This window comes from Brachyspira suanatina (assembly GCF_001049755.1).
Lineage (GTDB): Bacteria > Spirochaetota > Brachyspiria > Brachyspirales > Brachyspiraceae > Brachyspira > Brachyspira suanatina.
Window position 1 is genome coordinate 1,148,721 of record NZ_CVLB01000001.1, and the last position, 17,096, is coordinate 1,165,816.

Genomic DNA, 17,096 nt, shown 5'->3' on the forward strand with positions numbered 1-17,096 from the left:
ATAATATTTAATGAATAATACACCCTGCTCAATAGAGGCTGAAGAGTCTCTATTGGGTGCCATGCTTCAAAATTCTCAGGCTGTATCTGTCGCTATATCCAAAATAAAATCTACTGATTTTTACAGTGAAAGAAATCGTATGCTCTATGAAAGCATTTTAGAAATGCATAATAGAGGAATAGCCATCAATGCAGAAACAACTTTGAGGTATCTTAAAGAAAATGGTTTATTTGAAAAAATCATTCAGAATGATGAAGCATATTTAATTCGTATTATAGATGGAACTCCTTTTCATCAGAATGCAAAATATTATGCTGAAATTATTGCAGAAAAATCATTATTGAGAGATTTGATAACTGTTTCTCAGGATATACAAAAATCAGCTTATGAGGCAAAAGATGCTGAAACTAAAGATATTGCTGATTTTGCTGAGAAGAAAATATTTGAAGTTACTCAAAGAAGGTTGGATAATGATTTTATTCATATAAGAGATTTACTTTATGAAGCTTTAACTACAATAGAAAGCAGAAAAAAACATAAAGGTACTGTTACAGGAGTGCCTTCCGGTTTTATAGCACTTGACAAGGTTACACATGGTTTTCAGCCATCAGATTTAATAATATTGGCTGCAAGACCTTCTGTGGGTAAGACTAGTTTTTCTTTAAATATAATAGAACATGTCATTACAAATATAGAAACTTCTAACTTCGGTATTGGCTTCTTTTCTCTTGAAATGAGCAGAATGCAGCTTGTAGAAAGATTGATTGCAAGTAAGGCTAGAATAAGTTTATCGAGAATAAGATCCGGAGATTTAGAGAAACAGGAATGGACTAAACTCGGACAAACTTTTAATAGCCTATCTCAGGCAAATTTATTGATAGATGACTCAAGCCAATTAACTATTATGGAAATAAGGGGAAAGGCTAGGCAAATGAAATATAAATTTGCTGAAATGAGTAAAACAACAGGCAAGGAAATAGATTTAAAATTAATTGTTGTTGATTATTTGCAGTTAATTCATTCCGGTTCTAATGCTAGAAGAAATGGTACAAGAGAGCAGGAAATAGCTGATATTTCAAGGGGGCTTAAAGCATTAGCAAAAGAGCTTAATGTACCTGTTATATCTTTGGCACAGTTATCAAGAGCTGTTGAACAAAGACAGGATAAACCAAGACTTTCAGATTTAAGGGAGTCAGGTTCTATAGAGCAAGATGCTGATATAGTAATGTTTTTGCATAGACAAAAGTCTAATAAAGAAGGCAAAGATGATGAAGTCATAGATGAAAGAACTAATCAAGTTGAAGTTATACTTGCAAAACATAGAAATGGTGCTATACATGATGGTATACCGCTTCATTTTATAGCAGATCAAACAAGATTTGAAAATATTTATAATAGTAGTGAGTCTTAATTATAAGGAGTAATTTTATTATGGAATTATTTGATATGAAAATAGAATTACGAAAGGGCGTAAAAAATAAGATAACATATTTTTTGGCAACTTTGGGTGAATTTGCAACTCTTATGATAGAGGTATTTAAATATACATTCAGACCTACATTTTCTTTTAAACTTTTAAAAGAGCAGATAATAAGAATGGGTGTTGATTCTTTTGTTGTTGCTGCTGTTACGGTACTTTGTACAGGAATGGTTATGTCATTGCAAATAGCTGTAGTTCTTGATAGCGTATTGAAAGGTATATCTCAATTTGTAGGTTCTATGGTTGGTAAAGCTATGGTTAAAGAGTTATCTCCTATGCTTCTTGCATTGATATTTGCTGGAAGGGTTGGAAGTTCTGTTACTGCTGAGATTGGTACTATGCAGGTAAGTGAACAGTTAGATGCTTTAAAAACTTTATATACTAATCCAATAGAATATGTTGCTGTTCCTCGTTTCTGGGCTGCTGTTATATCACTTCCTATGCTAACAGTTTCTGCAGATGTTATAGGAGTTTTGGGAGGTGCCGTTGTTACAGTATTCGTTTTACGCAGCGATCCTATGCATTATTTTGACAGAGCCATTGCAGTTATTAGTGTTGGGGATTTTATAGGAAGTTTGATAAAGTCCACTATATTCGGTGCTGAAGTTATGCTTATATCTTGCTTTTACGGATTTAGAACTTCAGGCGGTGCTGAGGGAGTAGGTAAGGCCACTACTACAAGCGTTGTTTATAGTTTTATGATAATACTTATAACTGATTATATACTTGTTTCTATACTTGGTATGTTTGGAATGTAATTATAATTCATATACATAAATGAGCAGGCAATATATCAAATTATTGTCTGCTCATATTTTTTTAAATATTAGGATAATACTTTTTTAAAGCTTCTCTCGCTTCTTCTCTATCATCGAAATGTATTGTTTTATCAGGGAATATTTGATAAGTTTCATGTCCTTTTCCAGCTATTATAACTATATCATTTTCTTTAGCTTCTTTTACAGCTTCAAATATAGCTTCTTTTCTGTCAATAATTTTTTTATAATTGTTATTTTTGAATCCTTTTTCAATATCGCTCATTATCTGATTAATATCTTCAGTTCTTTGATTATCAGTTGTGAGTATGGCTATATCAGAATATTTTTCAGCTATTTCTGCCATTATAGGGCGTTTTTTTCTATCTCTATCCCCTCCGCATCCAAATACTGATATAACCCTGTTTGGATTTAACTTTTTAGCTTCTACCAAAATATTTTCTAAACTATCTGGTGTATGTGAATAATCAACTGCCACTATAAATGGATGCTTTTCTTTGGTTACTATTTCAAATCTTCCTGCTACTTGTACTTTTCTCATAGCCTTTATTGACTTTTCTATATCCAATTTATTTTCGCAAACATATGCTAAAATTGAAAGTGAGTTTAAAATATTGAATCTTCCAAGCATTGATAATTTTACTTTTGATATTAATTTTCCTTTGGCATAGAATTCATATTCTGTATTTTTAGAATTTAATGAAATAACTTTTCCGTAGTAATCAGATTTTTCATTAATTCCGTAAGTAACCATTTTTATTCCAAGTTTTTTTATATGATTAGATATTTGTTTGAAATTATCAGTATCTATATTTACTATTGCTAACTTTTTCTTTTTACTGCTTTCTTTTAATAATGAAAATAGTTTTAATTTTGCTTTAAGATAATTCTGCATATCTCCATGATAATCAAGATGATCTTCTGTGATATTAGTAAAGATTGCTGTATCATAATTCAAATAATCACATCTGTTCATAGCAAGTGCCTGAGATGATGATTCCATAACTATATGGGATACTCCTTTTTTTAATGACTTATCAAATATACTTTCTAAATCAATAGATTCAGGAGTGGTGAGATTAGTTTTTATTTCTGTTTTACCTATCATATTTTTGATAGTGCCTATTAAAGTTGTTTTATTTTTATTAGCTTCAAGTACTGATTTTAATAAATATGTTGTAGTAGTTTTTCCATTAGTTCCTGTTATTCCTATTGTATTGATTTTTTTAGTAGGCTCATCAAAGAATTTTGCTGAAATATATGCTAAACATTCTCTAGGGTTTTTTACAGCAACAAAATGTACATCTTTATGATTATCTTGTAATTTTTTTATAAATTCTTTATCTGCAGTATTATCATATATTATAATGGCGGCTTTATTGTTAATTGCACTTTCTATATATTTATGTCCATCATCTTTAAGTCCTTTTATAGCAACGAATAAATAATTTTTCTTTATTAATCTTGAATTATATGCTATACCTTTTATTTCTGTGTTTAAGCATTCTTTTGTTAATTGATTTTCCTTTGAAACTTTATAATTTTTAATTAATTCTTTAAAATACTTCATATTTTTTCCTATAGATTTTGTACTTATTAAATAATAACAATATTATAAATTTATGGTAAAAAAATTATATATTACTTTCTCATTATATTATAAAAATAAATTACTTGATTTTTCGCCATAAAAGATATATAACTATACTATACTAAAAATATTTATGGAAGTAATTTATGAATATATTTATGGTATCCAGCGAAGCATATCCATTTTCTAAAACAGGAGGTTTGGGAGATATTGCCGGAAGTTTGCCTTTGGAATTATCTTCCATTAAATTGGGTCCTTCTAATATTAATGCATCTTTAGTCATACCTTTATACAAACAAAATTATAAATTAATAAGCAAAAAAGATATTATAGCTGAATTTGAAATAGAGCATGGAAAAGAAAAAATAAAAGTAGAAGCAGCTAGAATAAAGCATCCAGAAAATGATAACGTAAATATTTATTTTATAAAGCAGGATAATTTCTTTAAAAGAGATGGATTATATTCTGAAAATGGTATTGACTATCCTGATAATGCAAGCAGATTCATATTATTTTCGAAAGCTGTTATTCAATTAATAATATATTTATACGAAGAAGAAAATTTAAAATTGGATATAGTTCATATTCATGATTGGCAAACTGCTTTGATAGCTCTTTATATAAAAGAAGTTTATAATGATGAAGAGGCTTTAAAAAAATTAAAAGTAATGTTTACTATTCATAATTTAGCTTATCAGGGCAATTTCTCTTCTGATATATATACGCTTCTTAATGTATCTTGGAAATTTTTTGTTCATAGCAGATTAGAGTTTTATGGAAATGTAAGTTTTATTAAAGCTGGTATTATACTTTCAGATATAGTTACAACAGTTAGTCCTTCTTATGCTAAGGAGATACAGGGAGAAGAATTCGGATGCGGAATGAATAGTCTTCTTGAAGGAATATCTCAAAAATTATACGGGGTGCTTAATGGAATTCATTATGAATCTTGGAATCCCAAAACTGATAAACTTATAAAAAATAATTATGATATTAATTCAGTAGAGAAGAAAAAACTTATAAGAAATTCTTTATATAAAGAATTAGGATTTGCCAATAAAAATTATCCTCTTGTAACTATGATATCAAGATTCGATACGCAGAAAGGTCTTGATTTAATATATTCTTCATTCTTTGAAATTTCTACTTATGATGCCAACTTTATTTTTCTTTTCAGTAAGAATAATTATTTCAAAGATTTTGAAAATGAATTTACTAAAAGAGCTAGCAGAGCTAAAAATATAAAAATACTATTTACATTTGATGAATCATTAGCGCATAGATTAACAGCAGGAAGTGATATGTATTTAATGCCTAGCCGTTTCGAGCCTTGCGGGCTCAATCAAATATATAGTATGAAATATGGAAGCATTCCTATAGTTCATGCAGTAGGCGGGCTTAAAGATACAGTTGTAAATTACAGCGGAAATAAAAGTGTTAATAAAGCTACAGGATTTGTTTTCAATGAATATTCTGTAAAAAGTTTCGTTGATACTATGGACTTAGCTTTTGATTTATATTATAATAAAAAAGATGTATGGGATAAGCTTATATTTAATGCTATGAGTAAAGATTATTCTCTTCATAAAACCGTTTTGGAATATACTAAACTTTATAAAAAATTATTAAATACCGAAAAGTAATATTGCTTTTATATAAATATTATTGTTTGAATTAATATAATTCTATATTAGAGTTATAAATATTATATTTTAAAGGAGTTTAAAGATGGCAAAAGATCCAAGTTTTGATATAGTTTCTGAGGTTGATATGCAGGTTATAGATGACTGCGTTAATGTTGCTGTTAAAGAAATAGATAATAGATTCGATTTCAAAGGACAGAATATACAAATTGAATTAAATAAGGGTGAAAAAACAATAACTATATTAGCACCTGCAGATTTTGTTCTTAATCAGGTTAGAGATATTTTATTTCAGAAATTCATTAAAAGAGGCTTAAATCAAAAGTGCTTAAGAGAAAAGAAAAAAGAAAAAGCTGCTGGAGATGCTATTAGAGAGATTAATGAAATAGTTCATGGTATAGATAAAGATTTAGCTAAGCAAATAGTTAAAGATATTAAGGATATGAAATTAAAAGTTCAGGCTAGCATACAAGATGAACAAATCAGGGTATCAGGAGCTAAAAAAGATGATTTGCAGGCTGTTATTAGTATGATTAAAGGAAAAGATTATCCTATACCTTTACAGTTTACAAATTACAGATAATATTTATAAAAATGCAAAATTAAAGGGAGCTTTTAAAAGCCCCCTTTTTTATTATTATCAATCATATTTTTAATCTTATTAATCCTATTACTTTACCGACTATAGATACGCTTTCTTTTTCTATAGGAGGATAATTATTGTTTTCAGATACTAATTTAATACAATCTTTTTCTCTGAAAAATCTTTTAATAGTTATTTCTTCATTTCCATTATCATCTATTTTAGCAACTACAATATCTCCATTATCAGCCTCATTTGAAGGGTGAACCAAAACCATATCACCTTCTTTTATATGGGCATTTATCATAGAATCGCCAATTACTTTCATAAGAAAATTATTCTCATCTTGTGCTATAGATTTAGGAAGCGAATAAGTTTCTTCTACAGTTTCATCTGCAACATCCATTAAAAGACCTGCTTTAACTTCATTAGCTAGAAGCGGTATTTTTATCATATTATGATTACCTTTACCAGATGTGTCTATAGGTACACTGCCTCTTGCTCTTTTACCTGTTTTCTTTACATATCCTTTTTTTTCCAATGCTGTCAAATGTGTTGTTACTGCAGTAGGAGAAGCGAAATTAAAATGAACCATTATTTCTTTAACAGTAGGAGGATAGCCGTTTTCATTGGTGAATTTTTGCAGAAAATTAAAAATATCTCTTTGTTTATCTGTCAATTCAGTCATATTATACCTCTTTATATTAACATACCGTATTTGTTATTATACTATACAAAAATATGATGTCAAGTTTTAATATAAAAAAATAATATTAATTAATAAAAAATTACTTTTTGTTAATTAATATTACATAATAACTTAAAAATAATTTTTTATAGTATGAAATTAATTTACATTTTATAATGAATAAATAGAATTATTTATTAAAATTATTTAAGCTATATAAAAAATTTTTTTATGTATTTTTATTATAATTTTATATATTGAAATTTAATTTATATAATAGTATCATCTATATAATTTTATATAGTTTCAATATAGGGGCTGATTATGGATAAGGAATATGCTAAACATTTGATGGGAATATATAAAGATAAAGTACTTCATGAAAGAATGAAAAGAAGACTTGAATATTTTGAAAGAGTTTTTAAAAGAGATAATGATAAAAGATTATTTGCTGAATTGGCATTTTGTATATGTACACCTCAGACAAAGGCAAGAAGCGGTGCTGCTGCTATAATTGATTTATATAATAATAATTTGCTTTTCAAGGGAAGTGCTGAAAAAGTAGCGAATATATTAATAAAGCATGTAAGATTTCATAATATGAAGGCTGAAAATATAGTATTGGCTAGGAAATTATACTTTCCGAATGAAAAGTTTGTATTAAAAGATAGAATTAATGAAGCTTTAAAAAATGATACTATGGTAGAATTAAGAAATGAGCTTGCCAAAGAAGTAAAAGGCTACGGACTTAAAGAGGCTAGTCATTTTCTTAGAAATATAGGATTCGGACAAAAGATTGCTATACTTGACAGACATATAATGCGTGTAATGGATAAATTAAGTATTTTGCCTGAAGGTATGACTCCTAAAACAAGCCTTACAAAAAATAATTATCTTCAATGCGAATCAAATTTAGTTGAATATTCAAAAAGCGAAAAAATACCAATGGAATATTTAGATTTCGTATTTTGGTATGATGCCACTAATGATATTTTTAAATAAATATTATAATTAAAATAATTAAGATAGAATATTTTTTATCCTATCAAATAATGATTGCTTTTCTTCTTTCTGCTGTAATGATTTATAATCTATATTTTCATTATCGCAGAAGAGTATTGCAATTTCTATATTATTATTTGCAAGTTCTATTATATTTGTTAATATTAAACTTTTTATTTCATTTGATTTATTATTATTGTATAATGTTATAAGTTCAAATGCACATTTAGTATAATTGTTAATATAATAATAGGCTATTGCTCTATTATAAATTGCATGTGTAACACTATTGTTTAGCTCTAAAACTTTATCATAATAAGATATGGAAGTGTTATAATCTTTATTATCAAACGCAATATTTGCTAAGTTATAAAAACTATTTATTTGCAAATTGTTTTCACTTTCTTTTTTTAGTTTTTTAAACTCAATTACTTGTTTTTTCATTGTGTTTAATTTTTTATTGTATTCTCTATTAAATTTATTAATTCTTTTTTTGGAAGTTTTTATTATTCTATTGTTTATTATTATTCCTAAAAGAGTGAATATTATTATTATTATACTTAAAAATGCAAACCAGAAATTAATAATATTAGTAGATGATTTTATAGTTTCATTTAATGAAGTTTGAAGATTTCTATTATAATTATCTAGTACGTTTTTTAATGATTCTTCTAAATCATTAATAGATGAACTTTTTAATATTATATTATTAGTAGCAGTTTTATTACTTGATATTTGTCTTATTATCATATTTGTGTAATAATCTTCTTTCGCTACTATTATATTATTCAATGATTGGTTATAATTTGTAATTGAATAATTCAAGTTTTTTTCTACTTCTTGGTTATGAGTGATATATATATTTCTGAATACTAGTATTGCTATTATAAATAAAATAGAAAAATTAAGTATATAATGTTTGTGTAAAAAAATTAATAATCTGCTTATATATCTTTTTTTTGAATGCTCTTTTATTTTATCCATTCCAGCATTTGCCATATTTTGAAACTTTTCTTTAAAATTTTGTTCATCCAAATATTTTTGAAATTTATCTATATTTTCTGATGTGAAATTTTTTGCTTTTTCAAAACTTTTTCCAGCAGTATCTTTTATTTTTTGTATATTTTCTTCATTTATGTATTCTTTTGCTTTGCTTGCAATATTTTCCTGTAAGTTTTTTATTTTATTATTTTTATTATTTTTTTTATGATGTTTTTTTCTTCTTTTGGGATTTACTATTTTTCTATTTTTTCTATTCATAAAAGTATCCTTAAAATATTTTACTACTAAAATGTATTTGATATTAATAATTTATGCAAATGGAATTTAATTTTTTTGTATTTATATTATTATTTTTATATTTTAGATATTATGCTATATTGATTTTTTTATGATTTAATATATTATTGCACTATGTAATTTTATAATGGAGATTTTTTATGAAGAAGGTTATTTTTTTAGTGATGCTTATTTTTACTATAAGTACTACATCATTATTTTCTCAGAATATAGGAGAGCCTACAGGAAATGCATTTTTAGATTATATGCACGGAAGGAGTTTATTTGGTATTAACTTTGGACCTACTTTGTATGCAGGTTTATTTGATATAGGTATTGGCATACTTGAACCTACATTTCAGGAAGCTATTAATAATATGACTCAAGGTCAGGCTAATAATTATATTAATACTAAACTTAAACATTATGCTTTTGGTTTAGGATTCAGCTATGATTTTGCCCCTCTTGATTTTATTACTGTAGGACTTGATATAGGTTTTGCAGTGGGTGAAATAAAAATGGATAAATATAATGTTGCTTTCAGTACAGTTCCATGGTCTTTAAATGTTAAATTTTTCTTTTGGAGAAATGCTCCATTTGGATTTTTCTTATCTCCTAGATTCGGAGGTACAGCACTTTCTATAAGCGGAAGTGCATTGGAAGCTGGAGGACTTTCTGATATATATTCACATGGAGGTTTTTACCTGTCTCTTGAACTTGGATGGAGAATACAACTGTTCCCTAAAACAGGAGCTAATTGGCCTGTACAGGTTGGCATAGATATTTCATTATTTGATATAGGTTACTATGTTGCTCCTTGGACTTCTCCATTATTTGCGGTATCCCATCTTAATAGCTTTAAACAGTATGAGCCTTTTGCTAATATAAGAGCTTTACTGCTTCCTAGAATTGGTATAACATTGAGATTTTAATTTAATATATCTATCTATCATATTTTTTTGGGCCTGTATATATTTTTATATATGCAGGCTTTTTTATACCGAAAATTATTCTATAAAAAATAAGGTTTTTTTATGAAAATTAATATTTTAAATGAGAATGTTATATTTGAAAATGAAAATTTATATCCTTCTTTTCCTAGCATTATTAAACTCAATAATAACAGATGTCTGATAAGTTTCAGAACAGCTCCAAAAATAAAAAAGCATTATTCGCATCTTCATTCATTGAGTAAAGCTATGCTTGCAATTGTAAATATAAAGAATAATATAGTAGAGAAAGTATTTGAATTTGGTGAGTATGATGAAGCAGCAAAACAGGATGCACAGCTTTTTAGAATAGATGAAAAAACTATAATGGCATACTATTTCAGATATACATTTCACCCTATGAATGAAAAAGAATTATTTAAAGATTATACTTTTATAGAATATAATAATACTATAGCTCTTTTAAGTGGAATAGGCGTATGCATAAGCTATGATAATGGAAAAACTTTTTCAAAATCGTATATTATAGAAGCTGATAATATGAAGCATTTTGCAGTTAGAGGAAGTATATGCAAAATTAATGATGAAATACTTCTTCCTATATATGCTTATAAAAAAAATATCAATAAAAATAACTGTAAATATCAATGTCATATAATATCTTCTAAAGATTCAATTAATTGGAAGTTAAAAAGTTTTTTATGCGAAACAGAGTTTAAAAAGATAAACGGAAAAAATTCAAGGATAGAATATGTTGAACCTTCTTTGCTTAATTATAAAAATAATATAATAGCATTTATAAGAACTCATATAAATAATGAATACGGACTTACATCTATAAGCTATTCAAATGATAAAGGAAAAACTTTTTCAAAACCTATGTTTACAGATATTAAAGGATATCCTCTTAATCCTATTATTTTAAATGACGGAAAATTACTTCTTACTTATGGATACAGATTAAAACCTTATGGAGTGAGGGCTATTGTTTTAGATAATATAGATGATGTATTTGATATAAATAAAATTAATTATAAAGCAAACAATGAAGAAATTATAATAGATTCTGATATGAAAAGCACAGACTGCGGTTATCCTTGGTGTGTTGAAAATAATGGTGTAATATCATGCGTATATTATGGTTATAAAGATAAGAATAAAATTAGAAAAATATATATGAAAAGGTTTACATTAATTTAAAAATATTGTATAAAGTAAATATAACTATATAATAATGAATATTAATAGTGATTTTACAGGAGGTATTTATTTATGGATGATAAAGATATTATGGATCCTAATGTTTATCAAATAAAAGAAAATGATTGGAAAGTGGAAGAAATCGGAGATATTATTATTTATAAACTTTTAGCGTACAAATTATCATCTTGGAGCGAGGATACATATTTAATTGTTAAGGTTAATAAAGAAAATAATACTAAAGAAATTATAATAGATTGGAATAGTAAAGATTTTGTATTTGCTGAACATAAAGCATTTTTCAGATTTGATGATGATTTGCCTGATAATTTAGATTGCAAAGCTAGTGGGGATAGATTAAGTTCTATAGTTTTAAAACCTGATTATGTTTATGATAATATTCTTGATTGCAATATGCTTATAATAAGGGCTTCACTTGAAAAGAGTAAAACTACTAGAATGTTTGATGTTTCAAAATTTAAAGATATAGTAAAAAAATAAATTATAAAATTTAAACTATAAAAAATGGTATTAGGTTTAAAAACTTAATACCATTTTTATTTTGTATATACCTAAACAAATATATTTTCTCAATAATAAATTTAATTTTTGTTTTTATATATGGGGCTTTGATAACCACGCTGTGTGCTTACGCAAGCTCCCAACTTCTTTTGTTGCCACAGGCGAAGACCGCCTAGCTGTGCGTGCGTTGGGAAAAAGAACAATAAAAACATTTACAAACTTAAAATTTTTTAGTATATTTATTAGAATTCTTTTATTTTTTCTTTGTTTAAAGTCTTTATTAATGCTTTTGCTATTTCTACAGAAGCAATTATATCATCATAAGATGCATAACAGTAATGACTATGAGCATATCTTGTTGCAACACCCAATACTACGCTTGGAGAACCTAAATTAGTTTTATGATAAACAGCTCCATTAGTAGAACCTTTTTCACGAACTATAACCTGATGAGCTAAATTATTTTTTTTAGCTATATCTATTGTGTATTTATTTAATCTAGGATTTGTTATCATACCTCCGTCAATAACTCTAAGCTGAGAGCCCCTTCCTATAGCACCATGAGCTCTATCTCCATAGTAGAAAGTATCATCTGCAGGAGAACCTTCAAAAACTATAACTAAATCCGGTTTTACTTTATTGGCAGCAACAGCAGCACCTCTAGTACCAACTTCTTCCTGAGCAGTCATCATTCCCACTAAATTAACATCTAATTTTTCATCTTTTAAAGCTTTTAAAGTTTCTATTACACATAAAGCACCGACTCTATTATCTATTGCTTTTGCACATATACTTTTAGTTCTGTCATCGTATCTGAAGTTAACATCAGGTACAATAGGGTCTCCTATTTGTATGCCGAATACTTCTTCTGTTTCTTTTTTGCTTCTAGTACCAACATCAATGTACATATCTTGTAGGGTAGGTAAGCGTCTTTTATCTTCATCAGTCATAAAGTGAGGAGGTTTTGATCCTATCACTCCTTTAACATATTCTCCTGAAGAAGATTTTATTACAACAGAATTTGATACTATATTTGGTATATGCCATCCTCCTAAAGGTATAAAAGATATTGTACCATTATCATTTATATGTTCTGTCATAAATCCTATTTCATCTATATGACAATCTAATCCAACTATAGGCTTACTGCTGTCTATTTTTTGAAGCCCTAAATATAAATTATTAATTGAATCTCTTTCATTGTCTATAAATGAAGTGTTCTTTTTTATAACTTCTATAACATCATCTTCAAAACCTGAAGGTCCGAATGCATTAGTTAAATCTTTCATTAAATTTAAAACATCATTCATAAAAAGTCCTTATATAAAATTAAATTTTAATTGCAAATATAATAAATCATTTGAATAAAATATCAATTATTAAAGTACAAATATTAATTTTTTATTAGAAAATTATTAAGCAGCAATTTTTATATTTACTTAGTAAATGTATAACTTTTATAAATTATGTTAATTAATACAAAAGGTATATCATCCCTGATCATTATACTGTATAGTCTATGTACTTATACGTTTATTGTAATTTTTATTGAAATAAAATTTCATATTATCTTGCATTAAATTAATATTAAAATATAATAAAAAATTATTTTATTAATTGATTTATTCATACTTGTTTTTTAATTATTTGTTTGTTTATGAAAAATATATATATAATATTTTCTTTGATGATTATTCTAGGCATCAATTTATATTCTCAAGTTATTCCAACTATTGATTATAAAACTTTTATTAATACTTATATAGAATATACAGCTACATATAATAATATTCCAAAAGAAACATTGAATATTTTAACCGACAGCAAACAAATGAATCAGCTTTTTAATGAAGGTATAAAAACTTTTACATTTGCTGAGCTTATAACAATAGCTCAAAATCCTGAAAAAATTCTTGATACTACAACTAATGAATCTGTTATACTGTTAGTAGGTACTACTTTGGGATTTTTAGAAGTTGCTAACATGCAGCAGGGGACGGCAACGGTAGTGCTTAATGCTTTAAAAAATAAAGTGGCTTTCAATGCAGCTTCTGGAAATAATACAGGACTTCTTATACCTATGCATACTCCTATAGGAAGTTTTGGAATTAATTTATATAGTGATGTGCCTCTGCTTCATATAAATGATATAGCGAATACTCCTGCAACTCAAAATGATTATGATTCATTAGCTAATGCTTTGGATATACTTCCTATACCTCATATAAATGCTTATTTTCAGGTTAATCTCGGACCTGTACCTTTGGCTTTAACTCTTAGAGGCGGTATGTCTTTAGGATTTAAAGAGATTTATGGGGCAGTTGTAAATGATGTTGAAATAGAGTCTCTTGGCTGGAATATAGGTGCTTCATTAAAGGCTTATCTTTTCAGAACTAAATATTTCTTTGGGGATTTAAGATTAGATGTAAATTATGGTGAAGGAAATTTAAAATTGAATGCAAATAATAGAAATGTATATGTGCCTCTTTATTTGGGTTTTAATGGAGGAACTGATACAGGTGTAGTATTCAATGGAAATGCTTTTTTAGAATCAAAATGGAAAACTTTTGCTTTAAGTCCTAAATTGGTATTCGGATTTAAAATGCAGGAGAAGGTTCCTGTTATACAATATTTAGCTGCTTATTTTTCTGTGGGTGCTGATATTGTATATGGAAGTTTAGAGTCAAAAATAGGTGTAAATGGTATAGGAAGCTATGCAAATATTGTTGGGCATGAAATAACAGTTAATGATTTGTATGTACCGAATTCTCAGGATCAAATGTCTTATCAGATTTATGATATGAGATTGGGTTTTCATTTTGATATATTCTATCAGTCATTTGCTATAGAGTATGGTATATTCACAAAACAATTTGCCATTTCTTTTATACCTATAAATATAAGGTTTTAATTGGTTAATTTTATGAAATATATAAAGATATTTTTTATTTTATTAATTCCTTTTATTTTTACTGCATGTTTTATACCTGAAAGAAGATTATATTTTTCTTGGAATAGACCAGCTGAACAAAAAGATCCATGCAATTATGAATTTAGTGTAAGCAGTAATATGAATTTGATTGAAACTGAAAGAGGAATGATGATAGATACTGATAAGGAAATATATTATAGATTGAATGAAGAAAAACCTTATAATACTAAAGATTATGTATATGTTATGAATGAGATAATAAGTTTTATGAGCAATAATAAAAGCTGCATTTTAGTTGTAGAAGGACATGCTGATATTATAGGGCAGGGTAAAGACGATATTAATTTTAGATTATCAGAGAGAAGGGCTAGTGTTATAAGAGATGTTATAGTTTCTTCTGGATTCTCTTATAAAAGAGTTAAAATTTTTGCATATAGTGATATAATGCCCAAATATACTAATGATATTGATAAAAACAGAAGAGTCAATTTTATAGCACTTAAATGCGAAATGGATCTTGACAATTATATAAAATACTATAATAATTATAATAATATTACTAATTAGTATATTTAATATTAGTTGGAGAAATAATCATGTTAAAATCATATAAAATAATATTTATAAGCATATTATTGATGTTGTTAAGTCATATTTCTTATGCAGATATAGGAGGATTTGAGATAATAGCAAATGTACCTATAGGAGCTGGTATTACGCTTTATGAACCATCTTCAAAATTTAAAACAGGCGGAAATTTTCAAATAGGTATAGAAGCTGATATAGGATATATGTTTAACATAAGAGAAAATATGGGTGTAAGTTTGCTTGGTTCTTTAGGATATGGTTTTACAGGATTTAGTTATTCAAGAGGCAATGATATGAATTTTAAAAGTTCAGTACATGATCTTTATATAGGTTTTTATCCTAAATTTAATATAAAAGGTTTTTCTATAGGTATTAATACAGGAGTAAAATTTGGTGTAGCTTCTTCCTCTTTATTAAAATATGATGGTTTAGAATTAAAAGCAGATACTAAGATTCAGCCTAGAACATATATAAAAGGTACTTTTGATTATTCTTTCTTTTTTGATGATAATAATGCTTTGAATATAGGTCTTTATATAGGTTATGATTGGGGATTCAAATGGAATTATACTATATCAGCTTCAAGTATTTCATCAGGTGATAGCTACGGAAATTTAGATATAGGTGTTCAAATAGGTTATAGGTTCGGACCTAGATTTGGGGAATTTATATTTAATTAATAAATTTAAAACAAATAAGGCATATAGAAAAACTATATGCCTTTTTATTATATTTTTTATAATTTATAAAACTATTAAATCTGTAGGGGTATCATTTATAGAAATGCCTCCATTTTTAGTTACTATTGCCATATTTTCTATTCTTATTCCGCCTAGATTAGGTACATATATACCAGGCTCAACTGTAACTACACATCCGCCTTCTAAAACATGATCAACAAGAGGAGATAGTCTAGGAGATTCATGTATTTCAAGTCCTACACTATGTCCTAAACCATGACCGAAATATTGACCGTATCCATTATTTTTTATTATTTCTCTTGCAGCATTATCTACTTCTTTTCCTGATACTCCTGAATGTATTGCTTCTATTCCTTTATTATGAGCTTCTCTAACTATATTATATATTTTACTCATTTCTTCGAAATTACTTCCTTTGCCGAAGAAGAAAGTTCTTGTTATATCGCTTTTATATCCGTCTCTTGATAATCCAAAGTCCATAAGTATATTGTCGCCTAATTTTAATTTTCTTTCAGAAGGAACTCCATGAGGAAGAGAAGTTCTTTCTCCAAAAAGCAAAATAGTATCGAATGCTGTTTTATCTCCGCCTTCTTTACGCATTTGATATTCTAATTCTGCGGCTAATTCCTGTTCTGTTACTCCTTCTTTTACAAAGGCAAGCATTTTAGTCATTGCTTTTTCTGCTCTGTTTAGATTATCTTTTATTATTTTTATTTCTTCTTTTTCTTTTACATTTCTTATAGTGTCTATATCAGCTTTGCTTATTCCTATTTTTATTGAATTATTAACCATTGAAGCGACTATATTCTCATAATCAGAAAGATAAAGTCCGTTTTTAGCTGTATATATTTCTTTGATATTATTTTCTTTACAGAATTCAGCCAAAGCATCATGATAAGTTCCAGCTACAAGTATAACAGTAGTTTTGTGTGTAACTTTAGAAGCATGTTCACAGTATCTTGAATCTACAAATAAATATTTCTTGCCTTTGCTAATAAGAAGCCATCCGGCACTTCCTTTAAAACCTGTCAGATAGAATATATTTTCATTTTTAGTGATAAGAAGATTTTCATTTGTTAATTTTAATAATCTTTCTAATCTTGCATCATAATTAAATTTTTTATTTTCTCCGCTTTCTGTTAAAGTTAATTTACACATTTTC

General features: G+C 27.0%; 16 protein-coding genes. 11 read left to right on the forward strand and 5 right to left on the reverse strand.

What is annotated here, in order from left to right; genetic code table 11:
• Window positions 1-10 precede the first annotated feature (10 nt).
• Together dnaB and BRSU_RS05065 are read left to right on the forward strand one after the other, a co-directional pair.
• Complete coding sequence (gene dnaB, locus BRSU_RS05060; protein ID WP_048594199.1) at window positions 11-1,411, forward strand: replicative DNA helicase; 1,401 nt, start codon at window positions 11-13, stop codon at window positions 1,409-1,411.
• A gap of 20 nt (window positions 1,412-1,431) precedes the next feature.
• Window positions 1,432-2,238 carry an MlaE family ABC transporter permease gene (locus BRSU_RS05065; RefSeq protein ID WP_048594200.1) on the forward strand — a complete coding sequence of 269 codons (807 nt, stop codon included), beginning with the start codon at window positions 1,432-1,434 and terminating at the stop codon, window positions 2,236-2,238.
• A gap of 61 nt (window positions 2,239-2,299) precedes the next feature.
• Here BRSU_RS05065 and BRSU_RS05070 read toward each other — a convergent pair whose 3' ends face one another.
• Window positions 2,300-3,826: a UDP-N-acetylmuramoyl-L-alanyl-D-glutamate--2,6-diaminopimelate ligase gene (locus BRSU_RS05070; RefSeq protein WP_048594201.1), complete on the reverse strand. Its 1,527-nt coding sequence runs from the start codon at window positions 3,824-3,826 to the stop codon at window positions 2,300-2,302.
• Between the two features lie 167 nt (window positions 3,827-3,993).
• Here BRSU_RS05070 and BRSU_RS05075 point away from each other — a divergent pair, with 167 nt between their 5' ends.
• Together BRSU_RS05075 and BRSU_RS05080 are read left to right on the forward strand one after the other, a co-directional pair.
• Window positions 3,994-5,490, forward strand: coding sequence for a glycogen synthase (locus BRSU_RS05075; protein ID WP_048594202.1), 1,497 nt, complete (start codon window positions 3,994-3,996; stop codon window positions 5,488-5,490).
• An 85-nt stretch (window positions 5,491-5,575) separates the two neighbouring features.
• A complete protein-coding gene (locus BRSU_RS05080) occupies window positions 5,576-6,073 on the forward strand; it encodes a YajQ family cyclic di-GMP-binding protein (RefSeq protein WP_048594203.1) in 498 nt (165 codons plus the stop codon).
• A gap of 61 nt (window positions 6,074-6,134) precedes the next feature.
• Here BRSU_RS05080 and lexA read toward each other — a convergent pair whose 3' ends face one another.
• Entirely contained in the window at window positions 6,135-6,761 is a 627-nt protein-coding gene (lexA, locus tag BRSU_RS05085; RefSeq protein WP_048594204.1) for a transcriptional repressor LexA, read from the reverse strand.
• A gap of 324 nt (window positions 6,762-7,085) precedes the next feature.
• On the opposite strand from lexA, the gene BRSU_RS05090 reads away from it, so the two are divergent.
• Window positions 7,086-7,763: an N-glycosylase/DNA lyase gene (locus BRSU_RS05090; protein WP_014488107.1), complete on the forward strand. Its 678-nt coding sequence runs from the start codon at window positions 7,086-7,088 to the stop codon at window positions 7,761-7,763.
• An 18-nt stretch (window positions 7,764-7,781) separates the two neighbouring features.
• Here BRSU_RS05090 and BRSU_RS05095 read toward each other — a convergent pair whose 3' ends face one another.
• On the reverse strand, window positions 7,782-9,023 hold the full coding sequence (locus tag BRSU_RS05095) for a tetratricopeptide repeat protein (RefSeq protein WP_048594205.1): 1,242 nt from the start codon (window positions 9,021-9,023) through the stop codon (window positions 7,782-7,784).
• Between the two features lie 179 nt (window positions 9,024-9,202).
• Between BRSU_RS05095 and BRSU_RS05100 the strand changes: the two genes are divergently transcribed.
• The 3 genes from BRSU_RS05100 (at window position 9,203) to BRSU_RS05110 (ending at window position 11,692) form a co-directional block, all read left to right on the forward strand.
• Complete coding sequence (locus BRSU_RS05100) at window positions 9,203-9,973, forward strand: hypothetical protein (protein WP_048594206.1); 771 nt, start codon at window positions 9,203-9,205, stop codon at window positions 9,971-9,973.
• Window positions 9,974-10,075: 102 nt separating this feature from the next.
• Window positions 10,076-11,191: a sialidase family protein gene (locus tag BRSU_RS05105; RefSeq protein WP_048594207.1), complete on the forward strand. Its 1,116-nt coding sequence runs from the start codon at window positions 10,076-10,078 to the stop codon at window positions 11,189-11,191.
• Between the two features lie 72 nt (window positions 11,192-11,263).
• On the forward strand, window positions 11,264-11,692 hold the full coding sequence (locus BRSU_RS05110; protein WP_048594208.1) for a hypothetical protein: 429 nt from the start codon (window positions 11,264-11,266) through the stop codon (window positions 11,690-11,692).
• A gap of 263 nt (window positions 11,693-11,955) precedes the next feature.
• Here BRSU_RS05110 and BRSU_RS05115 read toward each other — a convergent pair whose 3' ends face one another.
• Window positions 11,956-13,023 (reverse strand): M42 family metallopeptidase, encoded by a 1,068-nt coding sequence (locus BRSU_RS05115; RefSeq protein ID WP_048594209.1) that lies wholly within the window; start codon window positions 13,021-13,023, stop codon window positions 11,956-11,958.
• 347 nt (window positions 13,024-13,370) lie between these two features.
• Here BRSU_RS05115 and BRSU_RS05120 point away from each other — a divergent pair, with 347 nt between their 5' ends.
• From BRSU_RS05120 to BRSU_RS05130, 3 genes are read left to right on the forward strand one after another with little or no spacing between them, the layout of a single operon-like run.
• Window positions 13,371-14,624 (forward strand): hypothetical protein, encoded by a 1,254-nt coding sequence (locus BRSU_RS05120; RefSeq protein ID WP_048594210.1) that lies wholly within the window; start codon window positions 13,371-13,373, stop codon window positions 14,622-14,624.
• Between the two features lie 12 nt (window positions 14,625-14,636).
• Window positions 14,637-15,212: an OmpA family protein gene (locus BRSU_RS05125; protein ID WP_048594211.1), complete on the forward strand. Its 576-nt coding sequence runs from the start codon at window positions 14,637-14,639 to the stop codon at window positions 15,210-15,212.
• Between the two features lie 29 nt (window positions 15,213-15,241).
• Window positions 15,242-15,913 (forward strand): hypothetical protein, encoded by a 672-nt coding sequence (locus BRSU_RS05130; protein WP_048594212.1) that lies wholly within the window; start codon window positions 15,242-15,244, stop codon window positions 15,911-15,913.
• A gap of 63 nt (window positions 15,914-15,976) precedes the next feature.
• Here BRSU_RS05130 and BRSU_RS05135 read toward each other — a convergent pair whose 3' ends face one another.
• Window positions 15,977-17,092, reverse strand: a complete 1,116-nt coding sequence (locus BRSU_RS05135) for a M24 family metallopeptidase (protein ID WP_048594213.1) — start codon at window positions 17,090-17,092, stop codon at window positions 15,977-15,979.
• Window positions 17,093-17,096: the final 4 nt, after the last annotated feature.

What these genes read in the sequence shown, in the direction of transcription:
- dnaB (WP_048594199.1), top strand. Translation starts at nt 11, where the DNA reads ATGAATAATACACCCTGCTCAATAGAGGCTGAAGAGTCTCTATTGGGT.
- BRSU_RS05065 (WP_048594200.1), top strand. Translation starts at nt 1,432, where the DNA reads ATGGAATTATTTGATATGAAAATAGAATTACGAAAGGGCGTAAAAAAT.
- BRSU_RS05070 (WP_048594201.1), bottom strand. Translation starts at nt 3,826, where the DNA reads ATGAAGTATTTTAAAGAATTAATTAAAAATTATAAAGTTTCAAAGGAA.
- BRSU_RS05075 (WP_048594202.1), top strand. Translation starts at nt 3,994, where the DNA reads ATGAATATATTTATGGTATCCAGCGAAGCATATCCATTTTCTAAAACA.
- BRSU_RS05080 (WP_048594203.1), top strand. Translation starts at nt 5,576, where the DNA reads ATGGCAAAAGATCCAAGTTTTGATATAGTTTCTGAGGTTGATATGCAG.
- lexA (WP_048594204.1), bottom strand. Translation starts at nt 6,761, where the DNA reads ATGACTGAATTGACAGATAAACAAAGAGATATTTTTAATTTTCTGCAA.
- BRSU_RS05090 (WP_014488107.1), top strand. Translation starts at nt 7,086, where the DNA reads ATGGATAAGGAATATGCTAAACATTTGATGGGAATATATAAAGATAAA.
- BRSU_RS05095 (WP_048594205.1), bottom strand. Translation starts at nt 9,023, where the DNA reads ATGAATAGAAAAAATAGAAAAATAGTAAATCCCAAAAGAAGAAAAAAA.
- BRSU_RS05100 (WP_048594206.1), top strand. Translation starts at nt 9,203, where the DNA reads ATGAAGAAGGTTATTTTTTTAGTGATGCTTATTTTTACTATAAGTACT.
- BRSU_RS05105 (WP_048594207.1), top strand. Translation starts at nt 10,076, where the DNA reads ATGAAAATTAATATTTTAAATGAGAATGTTATATTTGAAAATGAAAAT.
- BRSU_RS05110 (WP_048594208.1), top strand. Translation starts at nt 11,264, where the DNA reads ATGGATGATAAAGATATTATGGATCCTAATGTTTATCAAATAAAAGAA.
- BRSU_RS05115 (WP_048594209.1), bottom strand. Translation starts at nt 13,023, where the DNA reads ATGAATGATGTTTTAAATTTAATGAAAGATTTAACTAATGCATTCGGA.
- BRSU_RS05120 (WP_048594210.1), top strand. Translation starts at nt 13,371, where the DNA reads ATGAAAAATATATATATAATATTTTCTTTGATGATTATTCTAGGCATC.
- BRSU_RS05125 (WP_048594211.1), top strand. Translation starts at nt 14,637, where the DNA reads ATGAAATATATAAAGATATTTTTTATTTTATTAATTCCTTTTATTTTT.
- BRSU_RS05130 (WP_048594212.1), top strand. Translation starts at nt 15,242, where the DNA reads ATGTTAAAATCATATAAAATAATATTTATAAGCATATTATTGATGTTG.
- BRSU_RS05135 (WP_048594213.1), bottom strand. Translation starts at nt 17,092, where the DNA reads ATGTGTAAATTAACTTTAACAGAAAGCGGAGAAAATAAAAAATTTAAT.